The sequence below is a fragment of the Mesoterricola sediminis genome (assembly GCF_030295425.1).
Taxonomy (GTDB): domain Bacteria; phylum Acidobacteriota; class Holophagae; order Holophagales; family Holophagaceae; genus Mesoterricola; species Mesoterricola sediminis.
In genome coordinates this window covers 3,171,882-3,191,716 of the sequence record NZ_AP027081.1, presented here as the reverse complement: position 1 = coordinate 3,191,716, position 19,835 = coordinate 3,171,882, and the positions used below count along the sequence as shown (strand labels likewise).

General features: G+C 69.7%; 16 protein-coding genes and 1 pseudogene. 7 read left to right on the top strand and 10 right to left on the bottom strand.

Annotated elements, in window-relative coordinates; all coding sequences use genetic code 11:
- Positions 1 to 80: 80 nt before the first annotated feature.
- Positions 81 to 1,235: a hybrid sensor histidine kinase/response regulator gene (locus R2J75_RS13975; protein WP_316410407.1), complete on the bottom strand. Its 1,155-nt coding sequence runs from the start codon at positions 1,233 to 1,235 to the stop codon at positions 81 to 83.
- A gap of 81 nt (positions 1,236 to 1,316) precedes the next feature.
- Here R2J75_RS13975 and R2J75_RS13970 point away from each other — a divergent pair, with 81 nt between their 5' ends.
- Positions 1,317 to 3,176 (top strand): hypothetical protein, encoded by a 1,860-nt coding sequence (locus R2J75_RS13970; protein ID WP_316410406.1) that lies wholly within the window; start codon positions 1,317 to 1,319, stop codon positions 3,174 to 3,176.
- Between the two features lie 12 nt (positions 3,177 to 3,188).
- Here the strand turns inward: R2J75_RS13970 and R2J75_RS13965 are convergent, their stop codons facing one another.
- From R2J75_RS13965 to R2J75_RS13935, 7 genes and pseudogenes are all read right to left on the bottom strand, one after another.
- Complete coding sequence (locus R2J75_RS13965) at positions 3,189 to 3,977, bottom strand: sulfite exporter TauE/SafE family protein (RefSeq protein ID WP_243331430.1); 789 nt, start codon at positions 3,975 to 3,977, stop codon at positions 3,189 to 3,191.
- A 32-nt stretch (positions 3,978 to 4,009) separates the two neighbouring features.
- Entirely contained in the window at positions 4,010 to 4,378 is a 369-nt protein-coding gene (locus R2J75_RS13960; RefSeq protein WP_316410405.1) for a GxxExxY protein, read from the bottom strand.
- A 136-nt stretch (positions 4,379 to 4,514) separates the two neighbouring features.
- Positions 4,515 to 5,242, bottom strand: a pseudogene (locus R2J75_RS13955) (IS5 family transposase).
- Between the two features lie 115 nt (positions 5,243 to 5,357).
- Positions 5,358 to 5,840 (bottom strand): hydrogenase maturation protease, encoded by a 483-nt coding sequence (locus tag R2J75_RS13950; RefSeq protein ID WP_316410404.1) that lies wholly within the window; start codon positions 5,838 to 5,840, stop codon positions 5,358 to 5,360.
- Positions 5,827 to 6,516, bottom strand: a complete 690-nt coding sequence (gene cybH, locus R2J75_RS13945; RefSeq protein WP_243331433.1) for a Ni/Fe-hydrogenase, b-type cytochrome subunit — start codon at positions 6,514 to 6,516, stop codon at positions 5,827 to 5,829. The genes R2J75_RS13950 and cybH overlap by 14 nt, the downstream gene beginning before the upstream one ends.
- Positions 6,517 to 6,528: 12 nt before the next feature.
- Entirely contained in the window at positions 6,529 to 8,247 is a 1,719-nt protein-coding gene (locus R2J75_RS13940) for a nickel-dependent hydrogenase large subunit (protein ID WP_243331435.1), read from the bottom strand.
- Entirely contained in the window at positions 8,247 to 9,368 is a 1,122-nt protein-coding gene (locus R2J75_RS13935) for a hydrogenase small subunit (protein ID WP_243346154.1), read from the bottom strand. The genes R2J75_RS13940 and R2J75_RS13935 overlap by 1 nt, the downstream gene beginning before the upstream one ends.
- Before the next feature lie 168 nt (positions 9,369 to 9,536).
- Between R2J75_RS13935 and R2J75_RS13930 the strand changes: the two genes are divergently transcribed.
- The 3 genes from R2J75_RS13930 to R2J75_RS13920 are packed head-to-tail and all read left to right on the top strand — an operon-like array spanning position 9,537 to position 11,972.
- On the top strand, positions 9,537 to 10,091 hold the full coding sequence (locus R2J75_RS13930) for a thioredoxin family protein (RefSeq protein WP_279342687.1): 555 nt from the start codon (positions 9,537 to 9,539) through the stop codon (positions 10,089 to 10,091).
- A gap of 11 nt (positions 10,092 to 10,102) precedes the next feature.
- Positions 10,103 to 10,714: a class I SAM-dependent DNA methyltransferase gene (locus tag R2J75_RS13925; protein ID WP_316410403.1), complete on the top strand. Its 612-nt coding sequence runs from the start codon at positions 10,103 to 10,105 to the stop codon at positions 10,712 to 10,714.
- A 49-nt stretch (positions 10,715 to 10,763) separates the two neighbouring features.
- Complete coding sequence (locus R2J75_RS13920; RefSeq protein WP_243331440.1) at positions 10,764 to 11,972, top strand: DUF4032 domain-containing protein; 1,209 nt, start codon at positions 10,764 to 10,766, stop codon at positions 11,970 to 11,972.
- A gap of 51 nt (positions 11,973 to 12,023) precedes the next feature.
- On the opposite strand, the gene R2J75_RS13915 is transcribed toward R2J75_RS13920, so the two are convergent.
- Entirely contained in the window at positions 12,024 to 13,361 is a 1,338-nt protein-coding gene (locus R2J75_RS13915; protein ID WP_243331443.1) for a cyclic 2,3-diphosphoglycerate synthase, read from the bottom strand.
- A gap of 174 nt (positions 13,362 to 13,535) precedes the next feature.
- Between R2J75_RS13915 and R2J75_RS13910 the strand changes: the two genes are divergently transcribed.
- A complete protein-coding gene (locus R2J75_RS13910) occupies positions 13,536 to 16,349 on the top strand; it encodes a DUF748 domain-containing protein (protein WP_316410402.1) in 2,814 nt (937 codons plus the stop codon).
- A gap of 58 nt (positions 16,350 to 16,407) precedes the next feature.
- On the opposite strand, the gene R2J75_RS13905 is transcribed toward R2J75_RS13910, so the two are convergent.
- Positions 16,408 to 16,989, bottom strand: a complete 582-nt coding sequence (locus R2J75_RS13905) for a peroxiredoxin (RefSeq protein ID WP_243331446.1) — start codon at positions 16,987 to 16,989, stop codon at positions 16,408 to 16,410.
- A 160-nt stretch (positions 16,990 to 17,149) separates the two neighbouring features.
- Between R2J75_RS13905 and R2J75_RS13900 the strand changes: the two genes are divergently transcribed.
- On the top strand, positions 17,150 to 18,445 hold the full coding sequence (locus R2J75_RS13900; protein ID WP_243331449.1) for an arginine deiminase: 1,296 nt from the start codon (positions 17,150 to 17,152) through the stop codon (positions 18,443 to 18,445).
- 81 nt (positions 18,446 to 18,526) lie between these two features.
- Entirely contained in the window at positions 18,527 to 19,765 is a 1,239-nt protein-coding gene (locus R2J75_RS13895; RefSeq protein ID WP_243331451.1) for a trans-sulfuration enzyme family protein, read from the top strand.
- The last annotated feature ends 70 nt before the right edge of the window (positions 19,766 to 19,835 follow it).

Below are 19,835 nucleotides of genomic sequence, written 5' to 3'. Positions count from 1 at the left end.
GGCTGCTTCAAAAATCAGACCTTGCGAATGGTGCAAGCTCTCTTTCAGGTCCTCGACGGCTGGATCCGGGCTGAGCCCGCTCAGGCCCGCGGGAACCGGCAGACGTCGGGCAGCTCGACGTGGAACCGGCTGCCGCCGCCGGGGTTGTCGTCCACCCAGATCCGTCCCCCATGGGACTCCACGGCGGCCTTGCAGTAGGCCAGCCCCAGGCCGCGGTTGTGCCGGGCGTGGAAGGTCCCATGGCGGGTCTCCAGCTGGGCGTAGAGGTCGAACATGCGCCCCCGGACGTCCTCGGGAACCCCCGGGCCGTGGTCGGCGACCCACAGGTGCAGGGACCCATCCTGGCCCCGGTCCGCGCCGAGGGCGAGGAGGCTCCCTTCGGGGGCGTAGCGGAGGCTGTTGTCGAGCAGGTTGTCCAGGACGCGGTCCATGAGCACCGGGTCCATGGCGTGGCGGAAGCCGGGGGGCAGGGGCTGGATGCCGGCCCTCACCTTCCGGGCCCCGAAGAGGACGGCGTGCCGCGCGAGGACGGCGTCCAGGAAGGGCGCCACCTGCACCTCCGCCAGATCCGGCTGGATCCCCGCGTGCTGGGACCGGAGATGGTCCATCCAGGACACCACCAGCTTCATGAGGTGCTCGGTGCCGGCGAGGACCCGGCCCCAGGCCTCCCGGTCGGGCCCCTCGGCGGCGGCCCGCATCTCGGCCTGGAGGAGGATCGCCGCGATGGGGTTCTTGAGGTCGTGGAGGAGGAAGGCCTGGAGGCGGTCCTGGAGCTCGCGGCCCTGGAGGATGACCTGTTTCTGGTCCTCGATGGTGGCCACGCTGGTCTTGAGGTCCTGCACGAGGAGGCCCACCCGGATGAGGGACTTGACCCGCAGGAGGAGCTCCTGGCGGCGCACCGGCTTGGCGAGGAAATCGTCGGCGCCGCAGCTCTGGGCCTGGGCGTAGGCCTCCTCCACGTCCGTGCCCGTGAGGATGAGCACGGGGGTGTGCTCCCAGCCGGGCATGGCTCGCAGGCGGCGGCAGGCCTCGATGCCGCCCAGGCCCGGCATCATCACGTCCAGGATGACCAGGTCCGCCCGCCGCCGCTCGGCGTAGGCCAGGACATCGGCTCCGTCCGCCAGGCCGTGCACGGTGTACCCCTCGCGCACGAGCGCCCGGTTCAAGGCCAGCCGCGTGTTGCGGTCGTCGTCGACGACCAGCACCGTTTCGCCATTGCCCCAGCCGGACGTCATGGCCCCCCCAGGATGGGGCCCATTCTGCCATGAACGGCACGTTTCACGGAGCCATGAGAGGATCGGTCCTGGAGACCTTCCATGACCTCCATCCTCCTCAAGAAAGTCCTGGCGGCACCCGGTTCCGACGAGGCCTGGTTCGAGGGGCTCCTCCGCTGGGTCCTGGAGGCCTCCCCCCGGGGCGGGCCCGATTCCCCCCGCAGCCGCAGGCTGGAAGAGCTCCGGTCCCACCTCGAGGACCATCCCATGGCGGACACCTGGCGGGCCCGCATCCGCCAGGTCTGGACGCACACCAGCGCCGTGGGGCTCCTGGCCGACGCGGGCCTCCCCGTCCACGGCGCCTTCCTGCGGGAGGCCCTGGAGCGCGTCCTGGACGGGATGGTGCCCAGCCTGGACGAGGCGGGGGATCTCTCCGCCCTCCTCCACCGCCTGCCCCTGGACGAGCGGGACGGGGACTGGATCGAGGGCCTGCCCCGGGACCGCGGGCCGTGGCGGGAGCTGCTGGCCGTGCCGGGGCCGGCCCTGTGGGACGCCGTCCAGCTCCTGGCCCACCGCGCCGCGGCCCTGGGCCTGAGCCGGGACCTGCTGGGCCTGGGGCCGCGGGACCGGGAGCTGGACTCCCCCTTCGCGCGGCTTCCCGAGGCGGCCGCCGACCTCCGGGAGGGACGGGACCCGGGCTGGGAGGGCCTGCTCGGGGCCTGCGCGGCCCGCATGGCGGCGGGCCTCGCCCACATGGAGACGCACGGCATCAGCACCGAGCTGGTGTACCGGCTCGACCTGCTGGAGGCCACCATGACGCGCATGGCGCGCCTGGCGGCCCTGGGGCGCGGGGACCTCGACGGCCAGGCCTTCGCGGCGGAGCTCGTGCGCCAGAAGGCGCGGAACCGCCGCCTCGGATCCCTCGTGCGCGAGAGCGTGCGCCTCATGGCCCGGAAGGTGGTGGAGCACGCGGGGCAGACCGGGGAGCACTACATCGCCCTGACCCGTTCCGAATGGGCCCGGACCTTCGTCTCGGCCGGCGGGGGCGGCATCGTGACCGCCTTCACCGCCTTCTTCAAGTACGCCATCCCGGGCCTGGGCATGGCGCCCCTCCCCGCGGGGGTCGCCTTCGCGGCCAACTACGCGGCCAGCTTCATCACCATGCAGTTCGCCCACCTGACCCTCGCCTCCAAGCAGCCCGCGATGACGGCCGCCACCCTCGCGGGGGCGCTGGAGGAGGCCCACGCCCTGTCCCGGCTCCGGGAGATGGCCGCCGGCATCACCCGGAGCCAGGTCATGGCCACCCTGGGCAACGTCCTCGTCACCCTCCCCGTCACCGCGGGGATGGCCCTGGCCTGGCGCTGGGCCACGGGCCGGCCCTGGGTGGACCCCGCGACGGCGGCCCACAGCCTCCACGGGATGCACCCCTTCCTGTCGTGGACGATCCCCTACGCCATCCTGACCGGCGTCATGCTGTGGATGGCCAGCCTCGCCTCCGGCTGGGCCGCCAACTGGAGCGCCTATCGGCGGCTCCCCGAGGCCCTGGCGGCCCATCGCCGCCTCCGGGCGGTCCTGGGCGCGGAGGCCGCGGCCCGCGTCGGCGATCTCACCCGGCGCCACTTCGGCGGCGTCGTGGGCTACCTGGTGCTGGGCTTCCTCCTGGGCTTCCTCCCCGTGGCGGCGGCCTTCGCCGGCATCCACCTGGAGGTGCGCCACGTGACGCTCAACGCCGCCTCCCTCGCCCTCTGCGCCGTGCAGGACGCGCCCCCCTGGCGGGACATCGCCTGGGGCCTGGCCGGCGTCGCCGTCATCGGCGTCTGCAACTTCGGGGTCTCCTTCTACCTGGCCCTCCGCACCGCCATGCGCGCCCGGGGCATCGCGGGCAAGGTGCGCCTCCTGCCCGTCATCTGGCGCCAGTTCCTGCGGGAGCCGTGGTTCTTCCTGGGGCCGCCGCGGGGGTGAGGGCCCCCGGGCTCAGCCGTGGACCTTGTGGAAGTACCACGCGGTGAGGACGAAGCCCACCAGGATGACGATGACCCGCACCGTGCGCCGGCCGACGCGGTGGGCCATGTGGGACCCGAAGAGGCCCCCGGCCATGGCGGCCGCGGCCATGACGGCGGCGGCGCTCCAGACGATGTTGTGGGCCCGGAAGACCGCCTCGCCGGCCAGGAAGCAGAGGATGGCGATCCCGTTGATGGAGAGCGACAGGAAGTTCTTGAGCCCGTTCATCTGGTGGATGTCGCTCAGCCCCAGGAGGGAGAGGGCGGCGAGCATGAGGATGCCGATGCCGGCCCCGAAGAACCCGCCGTAGACCCCCACGAGGAACTGGAAGCCCACGGCGCCCACCCACCAGGCCCGGCTCCGCTCGCCTCCAGGGTGGGCGCCCAGGAAGCGCTGGATGGGATCGTTGGCGGCCATGAGGAGGGTGGCCGTGAGGATGAGCCAGGGGATGAGCAGGTTGAAGGTGCTGGCGGGGGTGGCGAGCATCAGGCCCGCCCCCACCAGCGCGCCGCCGAGCGAGGGGGGCATGAGCCGGAGCGCGAAGCTCCGGGTGCCCTTGAGGTCGCCCCGGTGGCCGATGAAGCCGCCCACGGAGCCGGGCCAGAGGGCCAGGGTGCTGGTGACGTTGGCCTGCTGCCCCGTGAGCCCGATGCCCAGGAGGGCCGGGAAGGACACGAGGGTCCCGCCACCGGCGATGGCGTTGAGGGTCCCGGCCGTGAAGGCCGCCCCGGCGACGGTGAGGTACTGCCAAGCGGTGTGCATGGAAGAAGCCTAGGGTGTGTTCGTAATCTAGGCTAGTAATGGCTAATCCCCATCCGTGCCGGAGCATGGGGGAGCTGGAATAGTGAGTCTGTGCTGCAGTGCCTGATGGCGCCGCGCATTCGCAGCATCCTATTGGAACGCGGAGGCGCGGAGGATCTCGCTGAGGCTCGCGGAGAAAGGATCAAGCCCACAAGCCCCCTCCACTCGATATCCAGGAAAACCTCCCGCTTCACCTTATGGCCGGCCAGTCTCAGGGAGTGCGCCAGACAGACCTTGTAGGGATCTTCCAGGAGTCCGTGCCCCAGAGCCTTCTGGATCTCGATGGCCTCCCCGATGATGGCCTGGGTGATCTCCTTGTGCGGATGATCCTCCCCGTCGACCTCTCCCCAATGCCTTCCCATCACGCCTCCCGTTGGGACGTGTCATTGGGAGGTGGCAGGTTCCAGGAGCGCTTTCCTCCGCGACCCTCTGCGAGATCCTCCGCGCCTCCGCGTTTCATAGGATCAATGAGGATCCGGAACGCTTGTCACCCTCCGCTCATAGCCTCAGCCAGATCACGATGCAGGCCAAAGCCACCTGGGCTGAGAAACTTCGCGCCGTTTTGTCGAACCTGGTGGCCAGCGCCCTGAACTGTTTGAGCTTGGCGAACCCATGCTCGATGGCATGGCGGGCCTTGTATAGGTGTGAGTCCCAGGCCGCCGGATTCTTGCGCCGGGGATGAGGTGGGATGACGGCTGTCGCACCCATGGCCTCGATCGCCTTCCTTACCGGGTTCCCATCGTAGGCCCGATCTCCGAACCCGTACTCTGCCTGCCAACCGCACAGCAATCCTTCAGCAGACCGGCTTTCATGGGCTTGCCCCGGAGTGACCAGGAAATCCAAAGGATTACCGTGGGCATCGCAGATCAAATGGATCTTGGTCGAGCATCCACCCCGAGATCGTCCGAGCGCCTGGTTCCAGAGCCCCCCCTTTTGCCTGCTGAATGTTGATGAGCGCGAATGATGGTGCCATCCGGCATGACCCACTCCAGGTCGGCTTCCTTGCGCAGGAACTCCAGGATCCTTTGCCACACGCCGCGCTTGGCCCAGGCCTCAAATCGCGTGTACACGCTTGTCCAAGGTCCAAATTCCTCCGGCAGGTCCCTCCACGGCGCCCCAGTCCTGTGCCTCCACAGGATCGCCTCCACCATGGGACGGTTGGGGTGACGGGATCGCCCCATCCCTCCACGCTCTGGCGGAAGGAGCGGTTCAAGCTTTGCCCACATGGCATCGGTCAGGAAACTTCTCGGCATCGTTACCCCAGGAAAATTCGTGGTGTACGAGCCTTTACGTATGAGTACAAGTTAACTATTTATCTAATCTATAGATTCCGAACACAGCCTAGGCGACCGGACCGGCCTTGGGAAGCGCGGGCAGCTCCCGGAGGACGGCGGCGACGGCCTCCGGGACGGCGGCGGCCACGGCGGGGCTGAGCTCGGTGGCCAGGTCCTGGGGCAGGGCGATGCTGACGGTGATCAGCGCGACGTCCGGCTCGGGGGCGCCCAGGAGGTAGAAGCTGTCCAGGAGGTCCCGGAGGCCGATGTCGTGGGCGGCGAGGCTGGGGGGGAAATCCGAGCTGAAGCGGGGCCGGAGGCGGCGGACGGTGCCGGGCGGGTTTCCGTCGGCGGTGGCGTCCACGAGCACCAGCCTGCCCGCTGCCTGCATGGGCTCCAGGAGCACCAGGCTGCCGGTCCCGCCGTCCAGGCAGGTCACCCCGGGCGGGGCGGGGGCGGCCGCGAGGGCGCGGACGACGTGGACCCCCACGCCCTCGTCGCCCAGGAGGGTGTTGCCGATGCCGAGGACCAGGACGTCAGGGGCCTTCACGCCGCTCCTTCCGCTCGAACTTCCAGCCCCCGACCATGGAGGAGGTGGTGCCCCGGCCCTCGATGTAGTCGTGGTAGAAGACCAGGTAGATGTGCACCATGCAGAAGAGCACGTAGAACCAGAGCATGATGTGGTGCCACTGGCGCACGTTCTGGTCCCCGCCCAGGAGGGGGACCACCCACGCGAAGGCCTTGGCCACCCAGCTGCCACTCATGGGCGCGTAGAGGGCGAAGCCGGTGGCCACCTGGAACAGGAACAGGAAGAAGGTCCCGAAGTAGATGGCGCCCGCCAGCGGGTTGTGGCCCAGGTGGACGTGGCCCTTGAGCCGCGTCTGGAAGATGTCCACCTTGAGGACCTCCAGGATCTCGGCCAGGGTCCCGCGGGAGGTGGGGATGAAGGTCTTCCAGGAGGCGTACTGGTTGCCCGCGAAGCCCCAGTAGATGCGGGCCGCGAAGTTCACCAGGAAGACCCAGGCCGCCGTGAAGTGGACGAACCGGACGGCCCCGAACCAGTACTGGCCCGAGGCCTCCTGGGCCATGTCCACGTGGACGGGGTTCCCGATGGCGAAGCCCGTCGCCATCAGGAGGGCCACGGCGATGCCGTTGATCCAGTGGAAGGCCCGGACGGGGAGCTCCCAGACATAGACGCGCCGGTAGGTCGCGTTGGTGGAGGTCATGGCCGCCTCCCGTCAGTTGAACTGGACCTGGTGGATCTGCCTGCCGTCCGGATCGTACAGGTGGACGGCGCAGGCCAGGCAGGGGTCGAAGGAGTGGATCGTCCGCAGGATCTCCACGGGCTGGTCCACGTTGGCCACCGGGGTGCCGATCAGGGCGGCCTCGTACGAGGACCGCTGGCCCTTGCCGTCCCTGGGGGAGGCGTTCCAGGTGCTGGGCACCACGAGCTGGTAGTTGTCGATGGCCTTGTCCTTGATGCGGATCCAGTGGGCCAGGGCGCCGCGGGGCGCCTCGGTCAGGCCGACGCCCTGGGCCTCGGCGGGCCAGGTGGCGGGGTCCCAGGCGTGGCGGGTGTGGGTGCGCAGCTCGCCGTTGCGGATGTTGCCGATCAGCTCGTCGAAGAACCCCTTCATCCAGTGGGCCACCACCTGGGTCTCGACCCCGCGGGCGGCGGTCCGGCCGAGGGTGCTGAAGAGGGCGGTCACCGGGACGTCCAGCTTCTTGAGGACGGCGCCCACGAGCTCCTTCACGTCCGTGTTGCCCTTGGCGTAGGCCACGAGCATCCGGGCGAGGGGGCCCACCTCCATGGGGTGGTCCTTCCAGCGCGGCGTCTTGAGCCAGGAGTACCGGCCCTCCACGTCGAGCTGCTCGTAGGGGGGCTTGGGGCCCGTGTACGCGAACTCGGTCTCCCCCTTCCAGGGGTGCAGGCCCTTGTCGTCCCCGCCCGCGTAGCGGTACCAGCTGTGGCTGATGTACTCGCGGATCTCCTCCTCGTTCTTCCCGTTGACCTCGTGGACCTCGTTCAGGTTCCGGCCGAGGATGGCGCCGCGGGGCAGCAGGAAGGAGGAGACGTCCCCGTAGCCCCGGGTGGGCAGGTCGCCGTAGGCCAGGTAGTTCTCGAGGCCGCCGCCGATGGCCCCCCAGTCCTTGTAGAAGGAGGCCACCGCCAGGAGGTCGGGCACGTAGACCTGCTCCACGAAGGCGATGGCGTCCTTGATGAGGCTCGCCACGTGGTTGAGGCGCTCGGTGTTGATGGCGCCCACCTCCTCCGTGCTGAAGGAGCAGGGCACGCCGCCCACGAGGTAGTTGGGGTGGGGGTTCTTCCCGCCGAAGATGGCGTGGATCTTGACGATGTCCTTCTGCCACTCGAGGGCGTCCAGGTAGTGGCTGACGGCGATGAGGTTCACCTCGGGGGGCAGCTTGTAGGCCTTGTGGCCCCAGTAGCCGTTCGCGAAGATCCCGAGCTGCCCGCTCTCCACGTACTTCCGGAGCCGCTGCTGGACGGCGGCGAAGTGGCCGGGGTTGGACTTGGGCCAGGGCGACAGGGACTGGGCGATCTTCGAGGCGGCGGCCGGGTCGGCCTTGAGCATGGAGACCACGTCGACCCAGTCGAGGGCGTGCAGGTGGTAGAAGTGGACCACGTGGTCCTGGAGGTACTGGGCGCAGAACATGAGGTTGCGCACCAGCTCCGCGTTCTTCGGGACGGTGATCCCGAGGGCGTCCTCCACGGCCCGGCAGCTGGCCAGGGCGTGGACGGTGGTGCAGACGCCGCAGACCCGCTCGGTGAAGGCCCAGGCGTCCCGGGGATCCCGGCCCTTGAGGATCTTCTCGATGCCGCGGACCATCGTGCCGGCGCTGTAGGCGTCCTTCACGACGCCGTTCTCCACGACCGCCTCGATCCGGAGGTGGCCTTCGATGCGGGTGACGGGATCGATGACGATGCGCTTGTTCATCACTTGGCCTCTTCTTCCTCGACCTGGCCGGCGGGGGCGGATTCCTTCACGGTCTCACTGATGACGGGACGCTTGCGGATGTTGGTGGTGACGGCGTGGGCGGCCACGCCCACGGCCACGCCCACCCCCAGGGCGGCGCCGATGGCGTCCGCGGTCCGCTCGATGGCGAAGCCCTGCACCATGGGCTGGTGGCGGTAGAAGGGGGAGGCGTCCCAGAATCCGTTCTCGGAGCACCCGATGCAGCCGTGGCCCGACTGGATCGGGTAGCTGGTGGACTGGTTCCACTTGGTGACGGCGCAGGCGTTGTAGGTCACCGGGCCCCTGCAGCCCATGTGGAAGAGGCAGTAGCCCTTGCGGGCCCCCTCGTCGTCCCAGGCGTCCACGAACATGCCCGCGTCGTAGTAGGGGCGCCGGTAGCAGGTGTCGTGGACGCGGCGGCCGTAGAACTCCCGGGGCCGGCCCTGGGCGTCCAGCTCGGGGCCGCGCCCGAACAGGAGGAGGTGGACGATCACCGCAGCCATCACGTCCGCGATGGGGGGGCACCCGGGCACGTTGATCACCGGCTTGCCGATGAGCTTGTGGATGGGGGTGGCGTCCGTGGGGTTGGGCTTCGCGGCCTGGACGCAGCCGTACGAGGCGCAGTTGCCCCAGGCGATGACGGCCGCGGCGCCCGCCGCCGCCTCCTTGAGGATGTCCTGGGCGCTGCGGCCCCCGACGCAGCAGTAGGCCCCGTCCGCGCCGGTGGGCACCGAGCCCTCGACGAGGAGGATGTACTTGCCGGCGTACTTCTTCATGGTGTCGTCCCGGCACTTCTCGGCCTGGTGGCCGGCGGCGGCCTGGAGGGTCTCGGTGTAGTCGAGGCTGATGGCGTCCAGGAGGATGTCGGCCACGACGGGGTGGCTGGCCCTGATGAACGATTCGCTGCAGCAGGTGCACTCCTGGAAGTGGAGCCAGAGCACGGGAGGCCGGCTCTTCTTCTCCAGCGCCTCCGCGACGGCGGCGGTGGCCTGGGGCCCCAGGCCCGCGGCGGCCGCGGCGAAGCTGCAGAACTGGAGGAAGTCGCGGCGGCTGTGCCCCTTGGCCTTCATGGTCTCCCACAGGGTTTCCCTCGGTTCGGACATGCAGCCTCCTCTGGCGAGAATGAGACGCGATATTATTAAATATTCAATATCCTTGGGTGGGCCGAGGCTATGGTAGGCGGGTCCGGGCGGAAGTCAATCGATAGAAGACCTTCCCGGTCCCCGTTGGCCCTGTGGGATCATGGGGCCAGCCCCTTGAAAGGACCCCCCATGAACCCCCGGATCCTCCTGGTACCCGTCCTGGCCGCCACCCTTCCCGCCTTCGCCGCCGAACCGGCCCGGCCCGCCCAGGAACTCCTGGACGCGGCCCGGAAGGCCGCGGCCCCCGACCGCGCCGTCTTCGTCGCCTTCCACGCCTCCTGGTGCTCCTGGTGCCGCCGCCTGGAGGGCGTGCTGGCCCGGCCCGAGGTGAAGGCGGTCCTGGACCGCCACTTCGTCGTCCAGTGGCTCACGGTGCAGGAGCGGGGCGAGAAGAAGCTCCTGGACAACCCCGGCGCCGCGGAGCTCTACGCCCGCTGGACCGGGGGCGCGCCGTCGGGCATCCCCTTCTACGGGATCCTGGACGCCCAGGGGACGCTGAAGGGCACGTCGCTGCGGGTCCTCGAGGCCGGCAAGGCCCCGGAGAACCTGGGCTACCCCGGGTCGGACGCGGAGATCGGGCAGTTCCTGGCCTTCCTGAAGGAAGGGGCGCCGAAGCTCACCGCCGCCGAGGCGGAGGTGATCCGCGGGGCCCTGGACGCCGCCAAGCCCCGGCCGAAGGCCTGAGGAGACCCGCCATGGAACCCGCCAACCGCTTCGACGCCGCCGCCGCGACCTGGGACCAGGAGGACCGCCGGGTCGTCCTGGCCCGCGAGGTGACCGCCGCCATCCTGGACCGGGTGCGGCCGGAGCCCGCCTGGCGGGCCCTGGACTTCGGGGCCGGCACGGGCCTGGTGACCCTGGCCCTGGCCCCCCACGTGGGGCGGATGACCGGCGCGGACACCTCCGAGGGCATGCTGGCGCAGCTCGCCGCCAAGGCGGGGGCCCTGGGCCTGCCCGTCGAGGTGCGGCGCCTGGACGGGGCGGGGGACCTGGGCGGCCCCTACGATCTGATCGTCAGCAGCATGACCCTCCACCACGTGGTGGACGTGCCGGCCCTCCTGGTCCAGCTGGCCCGGCACCTGGCCCCGGGCGGCCGGATCGCGCTGGCGGATCTGGAGCCCGAGGACGGGTCCTTCCACGGGGAGGACGCCTCGGACGTGCATCACCTGGGCTTCGAGCCGGCGGACATCGCCGCCTGGCTGGAGGCGGCGGGGCTGCGGGACGTGGCCGTGGCCCGGGCGGTGGAGACCACCAAGAAGGGCCGGACCTTCGGCATCTTCCTGGCGACCGGGCGCGCGGGGGCCTGACCGGCATCCGGGGGATGGTGATCGACCGGGCGGTCCGCGACAATGGGGCATGCCCGAGCGAACCACCGGCCTTCGCGCCATCCATGTCCGTCCCGGCCACCCGGACTTCCTCGACCTGCCCTGGGGCATGCCGCTGGCCGCCTGGCCCGGTGCCACCGAGCGGATCCTGGAGCTGCCCCGGGGCCTCTCCCGCCACGAGGTGCAGTTCGTGGACTACGGGGACGGCGCCCTCTACGCGGTGAAGGAATTGCCGGCGGGGCTGGCCGAGAAGGAATACGGCCTCCTCCTGGAGATGCAGGCCCGGCGCCTGCCCACGGTGGAGGCGGCGGGCCACGTGGCGGCGGGGGACTGCAGCTACCTGGTCACCCGCTACCTGGACGCCTCCCACCCCTACCGGGTGCTCTTCCTGAACAAGGGCCTGGAGCGCTACCGGGTGCGGCTCCTGGACGCCATGGCGGGCCTGCTGGTGCGCCTCCACCTGGCCGGGGCCTACTGGGGGGACTGCTCCCTCTCCAATGTGCTCTTCCGCCGGGACGCGGGCCAGCTGGGGGCCTACCTGGTGGACGCGGAGACCTCGGAACTGCATGACCGGTTATCGGACGGCCAGCGTCGCCTGGACCTCATGATCATGGAGGAGAACGTGGGGGGCGACCTCCTGGACATCTCCATCGCCGTGCCCCTGCCGGAGGGCCTGCGGCCCGAGACCTTCGGGGCCGATGTGCGCCGGCGCTACGAGAGCCTGTGGCACGAGGTGAACCGGGAGGAGGTGCTGAGGCCCGACGAGCGCTGGCGCATCCAGGCCCGCATCAAGGCCCTCCACGCCCTGGGCTTCTCGGTGCAGGAGATCCGCTTCGTCGCCACCGGGGACGGGGACAAGCTGGTCATGCGCCCCATCGTCACCGACCGGGACTACCACCGGCACCGGCTCCACGACCTCACGGGGCTCGTGGCCGAGGACCGCCAGGCCGAACTCATGCTCAACGAGATCCGGGAGCTGCGGGCCCGCATGGCCAAGGCCCACAAGCGGGAGGTGCCCCAGTCCGCCGCCGCCTTCCGGTGGCTCACCGAGACCTGGGACCCCGCCCAGCAGGCCCTGGCCCCCCTCGTGAAGACCGACGCGGAGGCCGCCGAGATCTACTGCCAGGTGCTGGAGCACAAGTGGTTCATGTCGGAGAAGGCCGGCAAGGACGTGGGCCTGGACGCGGCCCTGAAGGACTACCTGAAGCGCTTCAAGCCCCGCCGCCGGAAGCAGGGCTGAACGCGAAGAACGGGCGCCTTCCGGCGCCCGTTCCGGATGCTTCAGGATCGGCTACTTGCAGCAGCAGGCGGCCTTGGCGACCTTCTCGACGTGCTGGGCCAGCTGGCCGGGCTTCACTTCGGCGAGCTCGTAGGCCACGCGCACCATGGGCTTGCTGACCTTGAGGACGCGGGTGATGTCGATGGGGGTGGCGGAGACCACCACGTCGCAGGGGGTGGCCTCGATGGTCTGCTCGAGGTCGGCGACCTGCTCGGGCCCGTAGCCCATGGCGGGCAGGATGCCGCGGGCGTTGGGGTACTTGTTGTAGGTGAAGGCGATGGACTTCACGGCATAGGGGGTGGGATCGACGATGGAGCCCACGCCGACCTTGCGGGCCGCGACGACGCCGGCGCCGTAGCTCATGGAGCCGTGGGTGAGGGTCGGGCCGTCCTCGATGATGAGGGCGTTCTTGCCCTTGACCATCTCGGGCTTCTCGCAGGTCACGGGGCTGTTGGCGCGGATGACGGCGGCCTTGGGGTTGAGCCTGGCGGCGGCGGCCTCGATGGCCTTGATGTCCTCTTCCTTGGCGCTGTCGCACTTGTTGATGACGATGACGTCGGCGCGGCGGAAGTTGGCTTCGCCGGGGTGGTAGATCTGCTCGTGGCCGGGGCGGAGGGGATCGGCGATGACGATGTGGAGGTCGCTGGCGTAGAAGGGCAGGTCGTTGTTCCCGCCGTCCCAGAGGATGACGTCGGCTTCCTTCTCGGCGCTGCGGATGATCTGCTCGTAGTCGACGCCCGCGTAGACGACGAAGCCGTTGTCGATGTGCGGTTCGTACTCCTCCCGCTCCTCGATGGTGCACGCGTGGAGGTCCAGGTCGGCGTAGGTGCCGAAGCGCTGGCAGGCCTGCTTGGCCAGGTCGCCGTAGGGCATGGGGTGGCGGATGGCCACGACCTTCTTGCCCAGGCCCTTCAGGATGTTGGAGATGTAGCGGGTGGTCTGGCTCTTGCCGGCGCCGGTGCGCACGGCCGTGATGGCGATGACGGGGACCTTGGACTTGATCATGGTCTTGTCGGCGCCCAGCAGCTCGAAGTCGACGCCCAGGGCGATGCACTGGCTCGCCATGTGGCCCACGTACTCGTGGGTGACGTCCGAGTACGAGAAGACGGCGACGTCGGGCTTCTCGCGCCGGATCAGGTCGACCAGCTCGCTCTCGGGCACGATGGGGATGCCCGCGGGGTAGAGCTTCCCGGCCAGGACGGCGGGGTAGAGGCGGCCCTCGATGCCCGGGATTTGGGTGGCGGTGAAGGCCACGACCTGGTAGTCCGGATTGTCCCGGTATACCGTGTTGAAGTTGTGGAAGTCGCGGCCAGCGGCTCCCAGGATGACGACGCGACGCGGAGTGGACATTGGTTTCTCCCTGAATGGGGTCGACCGAATGACCGACACACCCGAAATGGGTAGTCATGGCCTCGGGACCATGGATGATGGGAGCATCCTAGCCGGGGGCCGCTCTTTTTTCACGGTGAGTGTGACTTTCCTCACGGCTGCCGGTCCGGACGTCGAAAGTGCTAGTCTGTCGGCATGAACGCCTCCAGAATCCTCCGCCGCGTCCTGGGGCACCTGGCCTTCCGCATCCTGGCGGGCCTGGTGATCCTCTATGGCCTTTTCGGGTTCCTGGCCCTGCCGGCCCTCGTCCGGACCCAGCTGCCCAAGCGGCTGGCCGCCCAGCTCCACCGGGAGGTGAGCCTGGCCCGGGTGCGGACGAACCCCTTCGCCCTCTCCGCCACCCTGGAGGGGTTCCGGGTGAAGGACCGGGATGGGTCCCCCTTCTTCGGCTGGGACCGGCTGTACGTGAACCTGTCCGCTTCTTCCCTCTTCCGGCTGGCCCCCGTCTTCCAGGAGATCCGCCTGGAGGGTTTCTCCGCCCGCATCGTCCTGGACGCCCAGGGCGAGCCCACCTTCAAGGACCTGATGGAGCCGGCGCCCGGACCGGCCAAGCCCTCCGGCCCGCCGCCGGAGATCCGGATCGGCCGCCTGACCGTGACCGGCGCCCGGGTGGAGCTGCTGGACCAGCAGCCCCGGCCCCCCTTCGCGACCACCCTCGGCCCCCTCAGCCTCACCCTCGACGGGTTCCGGCTGGCCCGGGACAACCGCAATCCCTACGCCTTCTCGGGCAGCACCGAGCGGGGCGAGCGCTTCGGCTGGCAGGGGCAGTTCTCCGTGGAGCCCCTGCGCAGCGCCGGGTCCTTCTTCGTGCAGAACGTCTACCTGCCCAAGTACGCCCCCTTCTACCGGGACGAGGTGGCCTTCGACCTCCAGGGCGGCGCCCTGGACTTCAAGGCCGCCTATGACTTCCAGTGGGGGGAGGGGCGCCACGCCTTCCTCCTCAAGGACGGCGAGGCGGGCCTCGCGGGCCTGGCGCTGGCCGAGCGGGGCCAGGCCGAGCCGGCCGTCGTGGTGCCCCAGGCCCAGGCCCGGGGCCTGGAGGCGGACCTGATGGCCAACAAGGCCAGCCTGGCCAGCCTGGTGGTGCGCGGCGTTCGGCTCACCGTGCGGCGGGACGCCACCGGCTCCCTCAACCTCCAGCGCATGGCCGTCCTGAAGGAGAAGCCCAAGAAGCCCGACGACAAGCCCTTCGCCTTCACCCTCGCCGAACTGGGCCTGGAGGACGCCGCCCTGCGCTTCGTGGATCAGGGCCCCAAGCGGCCCGTCGACCTGGGCCTGGACCAGATCGCCGTGCACCTGAAGGGCCTGAGCCTGGACAAGGACGGGACCTGCGACCTGGACGCCGGCCTGCGGTGGAACGGCCGGGGCACCCTGCGGGCGACTGGTCGCCTGGCGCCCATGAAGGCCTCGGGCCAGGTGGACCTGAAGGCCGACAACCTGGACCTGACCCCCTTCAACGGCTACCTGGAACCCTTCGCGGACATCCTCATGACCTCGGGCCGCTTCTCCGGATCCGGGCGCGTGGCCTTCGACGCCCCCCGGGACGCCTACGCCTTCAAGGGGGACGCGCGGGTGGACGCCTTCAAGGCGCAGGACGGGCCGGGCCGCGAGGCCCTGGCGGGCTGGGACGCCCTGAAGGTGACGGGCATCCAGGTCAGCACGGCGCCCCAGACCGTGATCCTGGGCGGCATCGACTGGGAGGGCCCCACGGGCCGCTACATCCTCTCGGCCCAGGGCACCTCCAACGTGGCCGCCGCCCAGGCCGCCGCCGCGCCCGCGCCGGCGAAGCCGGCCCAGGCCGCCGCCCCCCTGAAGGCGGAGATCGGCGGCTTCCGCATCCACCACGGGGCCTTCACCTTCCTGGACCGGTCCATCCAGCCGGTGGCCGCCCTCTCCCTGGACGCCATCGACCTCCAGGTGGGCCGGCTGACCATGGACCCCGGCGCCCGGGCCTCCCTGGACCTCAAGGCCAAGGTGGACGGGCGCTCGGCCTTCACCGCCAAGGGCACGGTCAACCTCCTGTCCCAGGCCAAGTACACGGATCTGGCCCTCCGGCTGGACGGCATGGACCTGTCCCCCCTGAGCCCCTACGCGGGCAAGTTCCTCGGCTACGGCATCGAGAAGGGCAAGCTGGAGGTGGGCATGACCTACCTTGTCCAGGACACCCGGCTCCAGGGTGAGAACCGCATCCGCATGGACCAGTTCACCCTGGGCCCGGGCACGGACAGCCCGGACGCCGTCCACCTGCCCGTCAAGCTGGGCCTGGCCCTCCTCCGGGACCGCCACGGCCTGATCGATCTGGATGTGCCGGTGCGGGGCGACCTGGCGGAACCGGACTTCCGGCTCGGCCGGGTGATCTGGCGGGCCATCCTCAATGTGTTCGCCAAGATCGCCACCAGCCCCTTCTCCCTCATCGGGAAGGCCTTCGGCGGCGGGGACGCGGACCTGAGCGTCCTCGTGTTCCAGCCGGGCAGCGACCAGATCGACGCCCAGGGGGCCAAGGTCCTGGAGACCCTCCGCAAGGGCCTGTTCGAACGGCCCGGCCTGCGCCTGGACCTGGAAGGCACGGCCAGCGAAGCCGAGGACTTGCCGGCCCTCCGCCGCCAGGAGCTGGAGGCCCAGCTGGGCCGCCTCAAGGGCAGCCCCGTGACGGCCGACGACCGGGCCAAGTGGCTTCGCGCTGCCTGGCTGGAAGCCTTCCCGCCACCCAAGGAGAAGGGGGCCAAGGCGCCCCCCGAACCCCCCGCCGCGGACATGGAGGCCCAGCTCCTGGCCCGGGTCCAGGTGGACGCCGGGTCCCTGAAGCTCCTGGCCCGGCGCCGGGTCCAGGCGGCGCGGGAGCGGATCCTCCAGGGGGGCCAGGTGGAGGAGGGCCGGGTCTTCCTGGCCGAGGGCTCCGAGCGCGCCCGCAAGGAGGGCGGCCCCCGGGTCTTCTTCGAGCTGAAGTGACGCCTGGACGGAACAGGGGCCCTCGCGGGCCCCTGTTCACGGAACGGCGGGCGGGAGGCTACCTGGCGGTGGCGTACTCGCGCAGGCCTTCCTGGGTGGGCTTCATGGCCTTCTCGCCCTTCTTCCAGTTGGCGGGGCAGACCTCGCCGTGCTGGGTGTGGAAGTCGAGGGCGTCCAGCACGCGGAGGACCTCCTCCACGTTGCGGCCCAGGGGCAGGTCGTTCACGGTGATGTGCCGGAGGACGCCCTTCTCGTCGATGATGAACAGGCCGCGCAGGGCGATGCCGCCGTCGAGGAGGACGTTGTAGTCCGAGGCGATCTTCTTGTTCAGGTCGGAGACGAGGGGGAAGGACAGGCCCTTGATGCCGCCCTGGGCGCGCTCGGTGTTCGCCCAGGCCCAGTGGCTGAAGTGGGAGTCGACGGAGACGCCCAGCACCTGGGTGTTCCGGGCCTCGAACTCCTTGACGGCGTCGGAGAACGCGATGATCTCCGTGGGGCAGACGAAGGTGAAATCGAGGGGGTAGAAGAAGAGCACCACCTTCTTGCCCTTGAACTCGCCCAGGGTGACGTCCTTGAACTGGCCGTCGACGAGGGCGGTGGCCTTGAAATCGGGCGCGGGTTGGGTCACGAAAGCAGCCATGGGAGCCTCCAGGAGGGGGGGTGGAAACCGGTGAAAACCCAGGCTACCCCGGGCTCCCGGGCCTGGGCAAGGGAAATGTGACAAATTTGGTAAACTATGTGTAAATCCCCGCTCATGGTAGGCTTATCCTTTCTTTTTGCACGGTTTTTCAGAGGCGTTCATGCAGGACATCCAGTTGAAGGTCTTCTCGGAGACCGGCCGCCTGAAGCAGGTGGTCGTTCACCGGCCCGGTCCCGAGGTGGACATCATGGTGCCGGACATGATGGAGCAGCTGCTCTTCGACGACATCCTCTACGGGGACCTGGCGCGGCGCGAGCACGACGTCTTCAGGCAGGTCCTGGAGCGGGTCGCCGACGAGGTCCTGGACATCCAGGACCTCTTCGTGGAGGCCATGGACTCCGAGGGCACGAAGCTGGCCTTCATCGAGGATTTCCGCCGCCTCGTGGACCTGCAGGACGAGTCCGCCAACCTGCTGCGGGACATGGCCCCCGCCGACGTGGCCCAGGCGCTGATCACCGGCATCCCCTGGGAGGACACCCTGGGGCACACGCACTGGCAGAAGCGCTTCGACTACACGGTGCGCCCGATCCCGAACCTGCTCTTCATGCGGGACCCGGCCGCGGTCGTGGGCCACGGCTACAACATCAACTTCATGGCCACGTGGGCCCGGGAGCGGGAGCCGCTCATCCTCAGCTACGTCTTCCGGCACCACCCCCGGCTCCGCCACCTCAAGGAGACGGACCGCCTCTTCGACCAGCTCACGCCCCTCCTGAAGGGGGAGATCCGCATGCCCCAGAGCCTGGAGGGGGGCGACACCCTCGTGCTCTCGGAGCGCGTGCTGGCGGTGGGCTGCAGCGAGCGCACCTCGGCGGACGCGGTCTACCAGCTGGCCGAGAGCCTCCGCCAGGACCACCACCGGGGGGAGGGGACCTTCGACACGCTGCTGATGGTGCTCATGCCCAAGATCCGCAGCGCCATGCACCTGGACACCATCTTCACCCGCACCTCCGAGGACGAGTGCCTGATCTACCCGCCGTTCTTCACGGACGACAGCCGCGAGCTGCTGAATGTGGTGAAGTTCGACCTGCGCCACGCGAGCCTCCACACCTCCACCGAGCCCAACCTGCTGCGGGCCCTCCGGGGCTGCGGGATGGACCTGCGGCCCATCCGCTGCGGCGGCGACAACTACATCATGCAGCAGCGGGAGCAGTGGACGGACGGGGCCAACGCCTTTTGCCTGGCCCCGGGCGTGATCGTCCTGTACGGCCGCAACCGCGCCACCGCCGAGGAATTGGCCCGGGCCGGCTACCAGGTGACCCTCGCCCGGGACCTGCTGGCCGATCCCGCCATCGATCTCCTGGACGGGCGCAAGTACGCCGTGCTGCTGGAGAGCAGCGAGCTGAGCCGGGCCCGCGGGGGCCCGCGCTGCATGACGATGCCCCTGTCCCGGGACTGAAACCCCGGAATCTGTGACCTCGCTCACCCTGCTCCCGAACAGGCGGGCCGCATAATCGTCTTGCCTAGATTGGGAGCCCCCATGACCTCGTCCGCCAAGCCCCAGACGAAGATCTTCTCGCACGGCTACGACCCCCAGCGCTCGGAGGGCGCTGCCGTCCCGCCGGTGTTCCGGACCTCCACCTTCATCTTCAAGACCGCCGCCGAAGGCAAGCGGGCCTTCGAGATCGCCTACGGCCTGGACGCGGCCAAGGCGGGCGAGAGCCCGGCGCTCATCTACACCCGCGTGAACAACCCCAACAGCGAGATCCTCGAGGACAAGATCACCGCCTGGGACGGCGCGGAGGCCGCGGCCCTCTTCAGCTCGGGCATGGGCGCCATCTCGAGCGCCTGCTTGGCCTTCCTGCGGCCCGGCGACACGCTGATCTTCTCCGACCCGGTCTACGGCGGGACGGAGTTCTTCTTCCGGCGGGTGCTGCCCCAGTTCAACGTCCGCACCATCCCCTTCCCCGCGGGCGCCACCCGGGAGGACATGGAGCGCCTGGTCAAGGACGATCCCACCGTCAAGCTGATCTACATCGAGAGCCCCGCCAACCCCACGATGCTCCTCTCCGACGTCCGCGGCGCCCGCGAGATCGCGGACCGGTACAGCAGCGACGACCGGCGCATCCTGGTGATGGTGGACAACACCTTCATGGGCCCCATCTTCAGCCGGCCCCTGGACCAGGGCGCCGACGTGATCCTCTACTCGGCCACCAAGTTCCTGGGCGGCCACTCCGACCTCGTCGCGGGCGTCGCCATGGGCTCCGCGGAGCTGGTGGGCCAGATCAAGGTCATGCGCACCATCCTGGGCTCCAACAGCGATCCCGACACCGCCTGGCTCATCCAGCGCAGCCTCGGCACCCTCCAGCTCCGCATGGAGCACCAGCAGGAGAGCGCCCAGCGCATCGCGGAGTTCCTGCGCACCCATCCCAAGGTGCAGTGCGTGGCCTATCCGGGCAGCCCCTCCATGGGCGCGCGCCAGGTGGAGCTCTGGAAGACCCAGTGCACCGGCACCGGCAGCCTCATCAGCTTCTGCGTCAAGGGCGGGGAGGCCGAGGCCTTCAAGGTGCTGGACGCGGTGGAGCACCCCAAGCTGGCCGTGAGCCTCGGCGGCATCGAGAGCCTCATCGAGCACCCCTCCACCATGACCCACTCCGACATGACGCCCGAGGAGAAGGCCCACGCCGGCATCACCGACAACCTGATCCGCATGTCGGTGGGCCTGGAGGACGCCCAGGACCTCATCGACGACCTGGCCCAGGCCCTGGACCGGATCTGACGGCCCCACAAAGAAAGCACCCGGTTTCGGGTGCTTTCGGGTCTCGCCAGCGAAACGGACTCCGGACGTC